Here is an 11,938-nt window from a genome sequence, read left to right on the forward strand (position 1 = left end):
CCCCATACTTCCGAGGCTGTGTCTCGCCACAGGACGACACTACGACCCTTCCCGCCACAACGAACTGGCTGATGAGATCACCGCGGAACTGCTCAGCCGCAAACTGATCAGTGACGCCGAAAACGGAGCGAAGGCACGTTCCATCGAAAGCGCGATCGGCGTGTGGCGAAACACGGTGGTGCCGCACTTGTTGATGCAGCGCTCGTGGTGGCTCTACTCGACAGGCGCTCTTGCCACTTCCGACGAGCCGGTGATCTACATCGGAGGGCGGAAGGGCCGCTCCGCGCCCTCTTCATACGCTTTCCGTGAGGCGCCGCTTGTGCTCTTCCCACTCGGGCCCAACCGCCTACTCGTTCTGGCAGATGCGACCTACCGGCCGGCCGGACCCTTCGTGCTTGACGATTCGGACACCGCGGCGATCAACTTCGAGATCGCAGCAGCATGCCAGCGGTTCGTTTACGAGCGGGAAGGCGATGGAATCGCCGCGGACATTCAGGTTCCTCCTCGCCCCGCATTCGATCCGCACACGGCGACGACGTTCTGGGAATCGGTTCATCCACCAACTCGATGGCAGCCCGGCGAAGGTCCAACTTGGCCCCTCAACCGGTGGTCCGCCGAATCCAATCCCTCAACTGGTCGGAACTGAAGAGCACCGGACACAGTGTGGGAGATGGCCCGTCGTCTCCTCACACTGCGTACACGACCGCTCACCAGGCGTGTGGAGAACAGGACAGGCAAGGTCTCCCAGAACCTTCTCCCACCCTTGAGGACCACTTGTGAACACTTGCCCCGTCCTGCGGACCGCCACGACGGTCGCGCTTCTCGCCCTCACCGTCGCTGGCTGCAGCAGCACCGACGCCGACACCAGCACCGTCGAGGATCTGCGAGGAAACGCCGTCACTGCCCTCGACTTCCCCCGCACCGTTTTCGACGGCTGGGAGATCACTGATCCAGCCGAGCGGCCGGTAGCGGCGATTCCTGCGATCGTCGCCGCAGCCGGGACGGGCGAGGCCCTGACCTACTCCCCCTCCGAGTGCGGGCCGGGTGGTCCCCGTGGGGCTGCCCTGTGGTCGACCGCGCGGGGCGGTGACAGCTGGGCCGGACAGGTCGGCGAAAACGCAACCACCGAGCAGTCGTTCACCACCACCGTCGCCACCGCGACGGACAACAGTCTGAACGCCGTCACGGACTTCGCGCAGACCTGTTCGCAGTACACCGTGACCGGCGGCGGGCAGACGGTCGACGTGGTCACCGAAGTCAACAATGAGGAGCCGTTGAAGTACGGGCTCTCCGATGCCCGCCTGTTCACCACCACCGCCACCGTCGCTGGTTCGGGGTCGGTTCACTCGACGCTGACCGGAGTCGGCTACAGTGACGGCCGCGTCCTGACCGGCCAGTTCACCACCACCGGTCGCGTCGACGGCGCCACGATCAACGTCGCTGGCAACTGGTGGAACATCATCGCGACGAAGGCATCCACCTCGACCAGCTAGGCGCGTCCCGATCGCATGGATGCTCAGGTCAACCGCCCGGCACGAAGTCCACTCGTAGGTCAGGGTTGCTGCGGCCGAAGGAGCCGGCTGGCGTGCTGGAAAGGTCGGTCGAAGGCGTCCTCGACGTCGTCGATTGCCCGGTCAACGGCGGAGAGGCCTTCCATGATCTCGGCCAGGGCCTCCCCCGCAGTGAGCGCTTCACCGAGGTTGTCGACAGCGAGCTCATTGGGTTCGAGGTCGGCGTACTCGCGGGACAGGGCGGCTACGGTTCGGCGCAGGTCGCGGAGCTGCCCGAGGGCTTCTCTGGATCGCTCGTAAAGGTCGGCAGGGTTCGTCATTGAGCGGTCTCCGGTGAGTGGTCGACGTGGCGCGGATTACCCGCAGCCTCAGCCGCGGCAGTAGCTCGCCGTTCTCGGCGATCCTTCTCCCACTGCTTCTGCAGCGTCTCGCGTTCGGCGTGGATCTTGGGAAGTGCGACCATCTTTCGCTTCTTCTCGTCGTACCACTTGCAGGGGTAGCGCTTCGGCTCCTTACACACCGGTCAGGTGACGTCGGCCCGGGGCGGCATCTTGGCACGCTTCACCCGGACGATTGATCCGCCCATGCTCATGCCCGTAATTCCCTTGTGGTGTCGCACTCCTCAATCTTCGCAGGTAATACCGACATGGTCAGCCGTGAGAGAGGCGTCGGGTGCGAGCTTCGGGCCATTCGAGCGGCTCTTATCGGCCGGCCGGCGCGCAGAACCGAGAGTGATCCGCGAGGCAGGCGCGCGGAGGCTTCTGAGCGTCGAAGGGGGCGGGCGGGGATGTAGGGTCCGCGCCTACTTGTCCGACCAACCTGCGTCTCTCGGAGTCTTCCACGACGGATGTCCACAACTTCCGCAGCAAGGAGGACTTTTCCAGGACTCAGTCGAGACCGGTCCCAGGGAGCGTCGACGCCGAACCGCCGGCGAATCAGCCGGTGCGGCCCATTATCGTGGCTCCCATGTCCAAGTTCAGGGTCGGATCATCGGTCCTGCGGCGCGAAGTGCTGCACGGCCAAGTGTGGATGACGATGCCGGTGCAAGTCATTGCGGATGACGATGTGCTTGCTGTCTGGATTGAAGACGGAACGCCCCTTGCCTTTCCACCACATCCGTTCGGCCCCCACCCGTGGTCGGGCCAGGACCGCTGGACCGGCAGCAGCGTACTGCAGCTCTACCGACCCACCGATGCCTATTCGGTCTGGGCTTTCTTCAACGACGGCCGGCGCGACTGCTGGTACATCAATTTCGAAAGGCCCTACAGCCGCGGTGACGACTATTTCGACACCGACGATCATGGACTGGACATTGTCGTCAAGGACGGTGACTGGCAGTGGAAAGATCGCGACGATGTCGCAGGGCAGGTTGCGAGCGGCCGACTTACGCCGACCGAGGCCGACGCAGTCTGGCGTGAGGCAGCGCATGTCGCCCACACATTGGACCACGGCATCGGCTGGTGGTTTCGTCGTTGGAAGGACTGGATTCCCGTGCAGTAACCCACCCAGAGCCGGGGGAGTTGATGGATGTCGCGGATCCGTGAGGCGTCGATCCGCCGATGCTTCCCCTTGGCAGTTCTGGTCGGCCGAGGTGAAACGAATCGAACGTGAGGCGACATACTTCGAGCCGGGGCCAGCTCGTCGCCATCTGTCCAACCCTTCGCCACTCCAGTGCCATTGGGACATACAACCTGGATTGATGACAAGTACCGGATATATGGGCCCGGAAAAGGCCAAGGAGATCCGGAACCTGCAGGGGCTCAACCTCGACGCATGGGCTCGTCGGTGGATGCAAGATGGCCGTGCCAGGCGCGTTCGAACTGAGCCTGTGCGGCGCCGTGTCTGTTTTTCAGGATCAATCCGGTGATCTCGTCGGCGGTGGCCATCCCGATCTGTCCGTCGATCGCGTGCGGGCGGTGCAGTGCCAGGACGATGTCGGAGTCTTCCTCGATCGAGCCGGATTCCTTGAGTTCATCCAGGCGCGGCAGTTTGTTCGGGTCGGCCGCCGCCCGGTTGAACTGCGATCCGATGACGACCACGACTTCGAGTTCTCTCGCGAGAAGCTTGAGTGCTCTGGTGAACCGACCGATCTCCTCCGCTCGGGTGATCGCGCCGCGGCCGCCGCTTTCGGATTTCATCAGCTGCAGGTAGTCCACGACGAGCAGCCGCAGTTGTCGACCGGTCTCGGCGAGCGCGGCCTTGGCGGCAGTGGCTGTGCGGCGGATCTCTGACACGTTGCCTGCGCGGGTGTCGATGTAGAGCGGCCACTGGGAGATCTCGGAGATCGCTCCGGAGACGCGGTCCCACTGGTCGTCGTCGAGGCAGCCTGGCTCTCGGAGCTTGTTGAGTTCGACGCAGGCTTCGGCGGAGATCGCGCGTTCGATCATCTGCTGCGCGGACATCTCCAGCGGCACGAACAGGACGCCGTGTCCGTCCCGGCAGGCTTGGCGCGCCCAGTCCATCATCACGACGGTCTTGCCGGTACCCGCGCGGCCGGCGACAGTGACCAGGCTCCCCGGTTGCAGGCCGAGGGTGATCTCGTCGAAGCGCGACCAGCCCGTGCGCAGCCCGGCGGGCACTTCCCCGTTGAGGCGTTGGTCGAGCAGAGCGAAGTACTCGTTGACCTGGTCGCTGATCGATGGCAACAGCTGGGCGGTCGTCGACGTCGAGGCGAGCGCGTCCATCAGGAACGCCCGGTTGGTGTCGAGGTCCTGACCGTCGTCGAGCGCGACCGCGGCCTGCTGCAGCGCCTGCCGGCGGGTGTCGACTGCGGCCCGGTCGGCGATTCGTGCGACGTGATCGGTCGGTGCGGTCGAGGTGAAGGACTCCTGGACAGCGGCGGACAGGGCATCGAATCCGCCGACTGCGGGGAGACTGTCGGCTGATTCGAGGGTGATCATCACGGTCGACAGATCGACGGTGCCGGCGTCGGCAGTTCGGGCGATCGCGATGAACACGGTGCGGTGGGCGGGGATCGTGAACGCTGCAGGGGTCAGGCGGTCGAGGGTGTCTGCGGTGAACCCCGGGTCGTCACCGCGCAGCATCGTGCCAAGCACGATCCGCTCGGACAGCACGGATGCGGTGCTCATAGCAGAGCCCCGCTGCGGCGCAGCAGCTGCTCGTGCATGGTGCGAATCTGTGCAGGTAGCGGACCGGGGTCACGGAGGGTCGGCTCGGGGAAGTGCGTTCCGGGGGCATCGATCATGCGGACGCGGATGACTGCGCCGGGACGGTCCAGTGCCCAGGAATGGGTGTGGCCGGGGCGGGCGTAGGTCTTCGCTTCGGCGCCGTACACGAATCGGGAGTCGTCGACCGCGAGCTTGAATCGCTTGTCGAACGCCTGGGTTGACTTGCCGCCCTTGTTAGCTCGGTCGTTCGGGGACAGCGCATCCTGCACGGCCCGCAGGAGTTTGTCACGGTCCGGGGGCTGCATCGCCGGGATCCGCGGCAACTCCCCCACGACGGCCGGCGCGATGCGGGAGGTCTGGTCCTCGAAGCTGCGGGGAAACGGCATGGTGAACGCGACGTCGATCAGGGCGGGGCCGTCGATCGGGCGCCACTGCACCCCGAGTTCCCGCAGCGCTTCCCCGGTGATGTTGTCGCGCCAGGCGTACATGGTCGGGTCGGAGACCTTCACCCGGCCCGGGGCGACGGCGACCATCGAGCCTTGCGATTTCGGGTCGCCGTGAACGACCAGCCAGATGGTGCGATCGGAGCGCCCAGTCATGCCACCAAGCGCGGCGTCGGTGAGGACAGCGTCGCCGCGGTGGTTGTCGGCGCTTGTGGTCCTACTCGCGGGGGGACGCCGACGACTCGGTGTCCGGAGAGCTGACGGTGGCGTCGGCGTCGTAGCGTCGCGACTCAGACTGCGCCCGCACTTGCGGCACGCCGGACCCGCCGCGACGAGCCAGTTGCAGCCCGGGCAGATCACACGGGCACCGCTGTCGAGCAGGTCTTGCGCCGAGAAGTGCGTCATGTCGGCCGAGGGTAGGGACCTGCTTCTCCGCGATCAGTCGCGCGGCGGCGGCGCATGGTCGACGACGGTCGAGTGTGACCGTCCGTATCCCCGGCAGGAGCCTCTGTCGCCTACTCATCGCTGACGACCATTAGCGGAACCGAACATTTCGCATTGCTTCCTCGCGCCAATCCGTCGTTGAGATGACACGGCCCGAGTTGTCTCGCTTCGCACCTCGTTGATTCCGAGGTACGAATCCCTGGCTCTGTGCGCGAGTTCGTGATTCCTGCTTGTCAGTGAGGAATCGCAGTGCGTCGAAGGTGGCAGCACTCAGCGAGCCGCCCTGTTCCTCGTGGAATCGGTGAATCGTCGCGTGGCAGGACTCGCATACGGGCACAAGGTCAGTATCAAGCTCGGCGCCGAGTCGTTCGTAGGTGTGGTGGTGGAGGTCGACGTCCTCGGTTGCGCCACACCCCGTGCACTTTCGTTCGTACTTAGCGTAGTAAGCGATCTTCCGTTCTTCCCAAGCCCCGGAGTTGATGTAGCGGTCGTAGTTCGCTGGCATGGTGTCCTCCAGTCGTGCTCGTCAGTGCGACGTGGAGTCCGCAGTATTCCTGGTGGCACCGACAACCCCTAGGCCCCGGTAGCTTCGTCAGCTCCTCGGAACATTTGCCACCCCAGCGCTCTCGAATCACTGAGCAGCACCCGATGCTGCGAATCAGCGCATGCCATGCGTGTGGCATGCCCGACCGTGGGAGAACACATGAACTGCAGGAAGATCGTCGCCGCGGCGATGGCCGGCACCGCCCTCACCCTCGGCACGGTCGCGGCCGCCGCACCGGCGTCGGCCGAGACCGTCACCGATTACCAGGCCGACGGTGTCAACATCCGATCTGCTCCGGACGGCCGGTCAGAGGTGATCGGCCGCGGCTACATCGGACAGGGAGTCACGATGTTCTGCGGGACATACGGGCCCGACGCCAGCGGCCCGCAATCCAACTACTGGATCTTCTCCCGCAACAACGCCACCGGTGTCGAGGGGTGGAGCGCCGGCAGCAGTTTCCAGGGGGTCATCAACCGGTTGCCCGACTGCTGACCGATCCATGGCCCACTCCTTCGGGCGACGGTGCCCCCGCTCCGAACACCTGGGGCGGGGGATCCGTCGCGTGAAGGCGGTCGGGCGATGTCGAGGAGTGGTTCCTACCTTCCTCGGGTTCGGTGGAGAACATGCCGGTCACACTGCACGGCGCGGAGTCAGCAACCAGCGATGCAACGACTGAAACACTGTCGGTGATCGTCTCTAGCGTTGCAGGCACCAGTTCACGACGAGCCACCAGGAGAGCTCAATGTCCACCACCGCGTCCCGCCCCGCCAACGGCGTCGCTCGCTTCGTTGCTTACGACCGCAACCCGGTCCGGATCGGTAACCCGGAGGATGGCACCGCGATCTCGGTGCGTGCGGAGACGTTCGTCGAGGAGTACGCCTCGATCGCAATCAAGGATTTCGTCGAAAAGTCCACCGGCGACGGCTTCGACACCGTGTACGTGAAGTTCGACGCCGCATCGACCGGCGCGCAGGGCATGAAGCACGACTTCGGCGCCTCCGCTGAGCCGGGCGGTGCTCTTGCTGCTCGTCTGCGTCATGCCTTCGAGACAGGCACGCCGGTGTATGTGGCGATCGAGACCCGTCGCCGCAAGCACGTGGAGAACAAGCGGGACGAGCCGATCGACCCGCGCACCCCGATCCACACCCTGCGCGGTGCCACGGGTGAGTCGCTGTCGGGCCAGCCCCAGGCGACCAAGGCCAACTGTGTGAAGGTCATCGTCGCCGCCGGTTCCGTCGATGACCCCGCCGACACCGCGATCGCCTCGGATAAGGACCTGCGTTCTGACATCAGCGAGTGGACTCAGCTGCGCGGCAACAAGCTCGGGGATCTGCCGCCGGAGGGCTGGCGGTGCCTGGTGGCCGACGGCAAGCGCACCGGCGGCATCACCAACACGACCCCGACCGGGGGCAGCACGGATGTCGATGCAATCGCCGAGGCCATCGCCGGGAAGATCGCCGGCGTGAAGGGCGCACCGGCCCGCCAGTCGCAGCCTGCCGCCAACACTGTCGTGCGCGGTCGGCCGGGTCTGGTCGCCGAGGCGAAGGCATGGGAGCCGGTCAACAGCGATGGTCGCCCGAACATGGGCTCGTACCTCGCGGCGAAGCTGCGGGCCACCCACCAGTCGGCGGTGCACCTGTTCCAGGACGCCCTGACCGCCGTCGAGGAGTCCGAGCAGCCCGAGCTGACCGAGGAGCAGTCCCTCGAGCACGCGTGGCAGCTGACCGAACTGCTGCTGTGGCTGGCCGATCAGGTGCAGAAGCACGTCGTCGGCACGGTCAACCGGAACGAGTCGTCCCACAAGGAAGCGGGCCAGTGGGTGCAGCAGGTGATCACGACCCGCTACCCGTACGCGGTCGAGCACATCACCGACGACCGCGCGCGCCGCGAATGGGCGAAGGTCGTCGGGAAAGCGGCAACCGAGGACTTCGCGCGCACCCAACGAATGATGGCCGCATACCTGAACATTGACCTGGTTCCTGCCGAGGATCCGCAAAAGAATCCTGCAGGGCGCGAGGAGAACACCGCGGCACAACCGTCAGCCCAGCAGACCCAGAACGGCAGCGACAGCAACGCGCCTGCACAGCGACAGCCGAGCGGCAGCGACAACGCCCCTGCACAGCAGGTCCAGCAGCAGCGGCCGCCCCGGCCGCTGACCGCCGGTGAGGATCCGAACGCGGTCGCCGCGTGGAAGAACCTCGCAGAGGCATGCGGCATGGGCGAGTACATCGACGATCTGCGATTCATCCTCAAGGCCACCTTCCAGGCGCCCACCGGCGTGCTCGGGGAAATCGAGGCAAGTGCCTTCACTCGCCAGGTCACCCAGTGGGCCACCGACCCGATCGCTTTCCGCCAGCAGGCGGGCCAAGCCTTCAACAGCGACCCGGAGAACCACAAAGCCAGCTGACACCAACGCTTTCCGGGCGCAGGTCACGGGATCTGAAACACCCGCCACCTGCGCCCGGGATGCTCGACCTCACTACCACCGCACCACCACACGAAAGGCATCACCATGGCAGGCGACACCGTCATCACCATCGTCGGCAATCTGACAGCCGACCCCGAGCTGCGATTCACCCCCCGCGGGTGCCGCAGTCGCGAACTTCACCGTCGCGTCCACCCCCCGCAACTTCGACCGTCAGTCGAACGAGTGGAAGGACGGCGAGGCACTGTTCATGCGCTGCAACATCTGGCGCGAGGCTGCCGAGAACGTCGCCGAGACGCTGACCCGCGGATCCCGGGTGATCGTGCAGGGGCGCCTCAAGCAGCGTTCGTACGAAACCCGCGAGGGCGAGAAGCGCACCGTCGTCGAGCTCGAGGTCGACGAGATCGGCCCCTCGCTGCGGTACGCCTCCGCGAAGGTCACCAAGGCCAACCGCAGCGGCGGCAGCGGGGGCGGCTTCGGCGGAGGCCAATCCAACTCCGGCGGCGGTGCTCCGGCGGACGACCCGTGGGGCAGCTCGCCGCAGAACGGAAACTACGCCGGCGCCAACGCCGGTGGAAGCGACGAGCCGCCGTTCTGATCCGACCATCTATCCCGACGGCGGCAGGCGCCAATCCTGGTGTCTGCCGCCGTTTCCTGTGAAGGGAGCAGCCATGACGCGCGCCACCGACACCACCGACTGTCCGGGAACCCGGTGCTCTCACTGCGGCAACCCCGGCCCGGCACTACCGGAGGGCATCGACGACGACGACGGCCAGACCTGGTTCGCCGACGGCGACATCAGAGTGGACAACACCGGACATTGGGGACCGACCGTGTACATCCGCGGTGTCGAGACGACCCCCAAGGGGCTCCGCGCGGAGGCGATGGAGATGCTGGCCGCCGCTCGGGCCGTTGAACTTGCCACCAGAAATCGCCGGTGAAAGGCCCAGCGGACAGACGGCACCGATGAGCGAGCCCCGGTCACCAATTGGATGACCGGGGCTCGCTTGCTGGGGAGATTGTCAGCGCTGCGCTTGCTCGCCAGGCTTGAGCTGGCGGGCTTGGACGCCGAAGAACAGCACGGCGATCAGACCTGAGGTGACCATGGGTAACCCGGTAGTCCACGAGATGCTGGGCTGGAAGATCAGAACGACACCAAGGACCGCAAGCAGTGCTCCAAAGATCGTGAGTCGCACGGCTCGACGGCGAGTGAACACCCTGTCGACCTGCGTCATGAGTTCCTGTTCGTTCGTCATCGCCCCTCCGCGATCGGTTCGGTCTCTCTCGTTCTGATGTCGGTCAGGAAACTATCCCCCATGTGTGACAAGAGTTGTGGTCGACAGCGGGGTACAGCCAGGCTCAGTCGTCATCCCAGACCAGGTTGTGCAGGCGCATCGCTTCGACCAGGTCGGGGTCGTGCTCTTCGACGGGTCCGTAGTCGAGCACCATGACGTTCTTGCTGACCGGTCCATCGCCGGGACGCTCGTACAACGCCCAGAGCACCAGCCCGTCACCATGCCGAGATTCGAACCGGATCCCGGCCACCGGCTCACCGTCCGGATCGGAGAGAGCGTTGACCCACTGGGAGATCGCCTGAGTGAGGGCGCGCGGCCGGCCGTCGCGGATCGCCGCGGTGTCGAGGTCGAGAAGACCGTGCCGGATCGCGTGGGCCCGGAAGGTGGTCCGCAGGGTCGCCACCGACTCGGCGTCGCCCGGCACGACGAACCACCCGCTGATCGCACCGCTGCCGGAGACCCGGGTCGACATCCACGACCGGGGGACTCGGCCCGGCGCGATGGTGGGGAACTCGTCCTCATCGTCGACGATGTCGTCGAGCGCGGCGCTCAACTCCTCGCTCTTGCGGGCGTAGGCGAGGACCTCGAGGTAGCAGGACAGTCGGGACGCTCCGACGTACAGGGTCCGCCACACCCCAGCCGGGTCATCCCAGCGGCCGGTGAATCGGCCGTCGGTGGCGAACTCCCACGGGGTCCATTCCCACGCGGTCGGTGGGTAGCCGACGCGGTAGGCGGCGGCTCCCTGGACGTGGGCGCAGCAGACATCGCCGCGCGGGGTGGGGATCAGTGTTCGGTCGGGTGCGTTCATCCGACCGCCGCGAACTGACGGGCAGCGGCGAGGACCTGCGGGCCGACGTCGGGAAGATCGCCCTCGCGGAGCAGCAGTGCCGGCGGGCGGTCGTCGAGGATGGGGTTCAGGCCCTGGAACCAGGTCTGGGCCACTGCCGGGGTGTCGCGTTCTGCGATCAGTCGGGCGGCGCGGTAGGCGATGCGGAGGCGTTCGACGTCGGTGTCGTTGTTGATGGTGCGGGTGCCTTCGGCCCACTGGCGGACGGCCCGGGTTTCCTTGACCTTCCCGAGGTAGGCGACGAGCTTGGCGCCGAGCAGGTCGCGCAGCGCGGTGACCAGCTCCGGTTGGGTCATGCGGGCGGCGTCGTTGTAGGCGGCGAGGTCGGGTCGTGGGTGTGCGGTTGTCATGGCAATCCACCTCCTAATCACAGGGTAAATCACATATTCAATGTCGTCCATGTTCCCGTTCGGACCGGCAGGCGCCCAGGGGGCAACGCAGACGAGGGCGGCTCACCGCCGTGTGGTTGGGGCGGTCAGCTCCCCGAACTTCCCGCGCTGCCGATGCCGTCGCTGTCGCCGGCCCGGACCAGCCCCGTGATCGTGCCCTGCAGATAGTCGCCCCGCGAGGTGATCAGCGCCGACATCTGCAGGGTGTCGTTGACAAGGGTGCCGGACTGACCGGACTCGGAGACCACCACGCCGGTGGCGGGGTCGATCACCGCGAACGCGAATCGGTCGAAGGGGGTCGTGGTCGGCTGCCCCTTCCGAACCACCGTGTACAGGTGACCGTCCGCGGTCGACAGGTGCGGAACCGCCGAGCTGCGCACCGCGTTGTCCCACACCACGTGGCAGCCGGAACAGTCGATGTCCACCCGGGTCATGCCGCTGGTGAACGGCGCGGACGCAGGCACGGCCGGACCTGCACCCTCCGGCACCGTCGGTATTAGGCCGTTCTCGCGAACTTTGAGCACCAGGGCGTCCGCGGCGACAAACGTGTACGGGCACTGGTCCAAGGGTCGGCTACGGAAAGCGTCGACCTGCTCGTCGAGTGCTTTGCTATGACGCTGACCTGCGATTTCGACAGGTTGGTGATACCTAACGTGTCGACGAGTTTGCCCATCCTTCGGGTGGATACCCCGAGCAGATAGCACGTCGCCACCACGAGGATCGGGGCCGTTCGGCGCGCTTGCGGCGCTGCAGCAACCAATTCGGAAAGTACGAGCCCTGCCGCAGCTTCGGGACGATTCGAGTGCTTGATCGAACACCTGCCGAACGAATACATCTCCCCCCACTGGGAGGTTGTGGGGGGAGATTGGAGCGAACTTGGCTCCGACCAACACTCCTGGGGTGAGCGACCTA

Annotated in this window: 13 protein-coding genes and 3 pseudogenes; 8 read left to right on the forward strand and 8 right to left on the reverse strand. The window is 66.0% G+C overall.

Going from position 1 to position 11,938, the window contains the following annotated elements; translation table 11 throughout:
* The 3 genes from RZ1_RS28325 to RZ1_RS30295 all read left to right on the forward strand — a co-directional run.
* Window positions 1-646: DUF4238 domain-containing protein (locus RZ1_RS28325; RefSeq protein ID WP_139282049.1), on the forward strand; the 646-nt coding region annotated here is incomplete at its 5' end.
* A gap of 130 nt (window positions 647-776) precedes the next feature.
* Entirely contained in the window at window positions 777-1,493 is a 717-nt protein-coding gene (locus RZ1_RS28330; protein WP_072816168.1) for a hypothetical protein, read from the forward strand.
* A 92-nt stretch (window positions 1,494-1,585) separates the two neighbouring features.
* On the forward strand, window positions 1,586-1,834 hold the full coding sequence (locus RZ1_RS30295) for a hypothetical protein (protein WP_139282050.1): 249 nt from the start codon (window positions 1,586-1,588) through the stop codon (window positions 1,832-1,834).
* Here the strand turns inward: RZ1_RS30295 and RZ1_RS30765 are convergent.
* Window positions 1,828-1,974 carry a hypothetical protein gene (locus tag RZ1_RS30765; protein WP_169918168.1) on the reverse strand — a complete coding sequence of 49 codons (147 nt, stop codon included), beginning with the start codon at window positions 1,972-1,974 and terminating at the stop codon, window positions 1,828-1,830. The two genes, RZ1_RS30295 and RZ1_RS30765, sit on opposite strands and share 7 nt — an antisense overlap.
* A gap of 503 nt (window positions 1,975-2,477) precedes the next feature.
* Here RZ1_RS30765 and RZ1_RS28340 point away from each other — a divergent pair.
* Window positions 2,478-3,011, forward strand: coding sequence for a ribonuclease FAU-1 family protein (locus tag RZ1_RS28340; RefSeq protein ID WP_072816171.1), 534 nt, complete (start codon window positions 2,478-2,480; stop codon window positions 3,009-3,011).
* 260 nt (window positions 3,012-3,271) lie between these two features.
* On the opposite strand, the gene RZ1_RS28345 is transcribed toward RZ1_RS28340, so the two are convergent.
* Complete coding sequence (locus RZ1_RS28345; protein ID WP_072816173.1) at window positions 3,272-4,600, reverse strand: replicative DNA helicase; 1,329 nt, start codon at window positions 4,598-4,600, stop codon at window positions 3,272-3,274.
* Window positions 4,597-5,238: a hypothetical protein gene (locus RZ1_RS28350; RefSeq protein WP_072816174.1), complete on the reverse strand. Its 642-nt coding sequence runs from the start codon at window positions 5,236-5,238 to the stop codon at window positions 4,597-4,599. The genes RZ1_RS28345 and RZ1_RS28350 overlap by 4 nt, the downstream gene beginning before the upstream one ends.
* 991 nt (window positions 5,239-6,229) lie before the next feature.
* On the opposite strand from RZ1_RS28350, the gene RZ1_RS28355 reads away from it, so the two are divergent.
* The 4 genes and pseudogenes from RZ1_RS28355 to RZ1_RS28370 all read left to right on the forward strand — a co-directional run bounded on the left by RZ1_RS28355 (window position 6,230) and on the right by RZ1_RS28370 (window position 9,436).
* Complete coding sequence (locus tag RZ1_RS28355) at window positions 6,230-6,562, forward strand: SH3 domain-containing protein (RefSeq protein WP_072816176.1); 333 nt, start codon at window positions 6,230-6,232, stop codon at window positions 6,560-6,562.
* A gap of 250 nt (window positions 6,563-6,812) precedes the next feature.
* The gene (locus tag RZ1_RS28360) at window positions 6,813-8,477 is read left to right on the forward strand and encodes a hypothetical protein (RefSeq protein ID WP_072816177.1); all 1,665 of its coding nucleotides are present in this window, start codon (window positions 6,813-6,815) and stop codon (window positions 8,475-8,477) included.
* A gap of 105 nt (window positions 8,478-8,582) precedes the next feature.
* A pseudogene (locus RZ1_RS28365) lies at window positions 8,583-9,093 on the forward strand (single-stranded DNA-binding protein).
* Window positions 9,094-9,166: 73 nt separating this feature from the next.
* Window positions 9,167-9,436 carry a hypothetical protein gene (locus tag RZ1_RS28370; RefSeq protein WP_072816179.1) on the forward strand — a complete coding sequence of 90 codons (270 nt, stop codon included), beginning with the start codon at window positions 9,167-9,169 and terminating at the stop codon, window positions 9,434-9,436.
* 81 nt (window positions 9,437-9,517) lie between these two features.
* On the opposite strand, the gene RZ1_RS28375 is transcribed toward RZ1_RS28370, so the two are convergent.
* From RZ1_RS28375 to RZ1_RS28390, 5 genes and pseudogenes are all read right to left on the reverse strand, one after another.
* A complete protein-coding gene (locus RZ1_RS28375) occupies window positions 9,518-9,751 on the reverse strand; it encodes a hypothetical protein (protein ID WP_072816181.1) in 234 nt (77 codons plus the stop codon).
* Between the two features lie 103 nt (window positions 9,752-9,854).
* On the reverse strand, window positions 9,855-10,598 hold the full coding sequence (locus RZ1_RS28380) for an RES domain-containing protein (protein ID WP_072816183.1): 744 nt from the start codon (window positions 10,596-10,598) through the stop codon (window positions 9,855-9,857).
* Window positions 10,595-10,987: a hypothetical protein gene (locus tag RZ1_RS28385; RefSeq protein ID WP_072816184.1), complete on the reverse strand. Its 393-nt coding sequence runs from the start codon at window positions 10,985-10,987 to the stop codon at window positions 10,595-10,597. Before RZ1_RS28385 ends, RZ1_RS28380 begins: the two co-directional genes overlap by 4 nt.
* Window positions 10,988-11,112: 125 nt before the next feature.
* Window positions 11,113-11,520: pseudogene (locus RZ1_RS30770) on the reverse strand (hypothetical protein); the annotation flags it as partial.
* Window positions 11,521-11,821 (reverse strand): annotated as a pseudogene (locus RZ1_RS28390) (transposase); the annotation flags it as partial.
* Between the last annotated feature and the right edge of the window lie 117 nt (window positions 11,822-11,938).

The organism is Rhodococcus zopfii NBRC 100606 = JCM 9919, from assembly GCF_001895025.1.
Lineage (GTDB): Bacteria > Actinomycetota > Actinomycetes > Mycobacteriales > Mycobacteriaceae > Rhodococcus > Rhodococcus zopfii.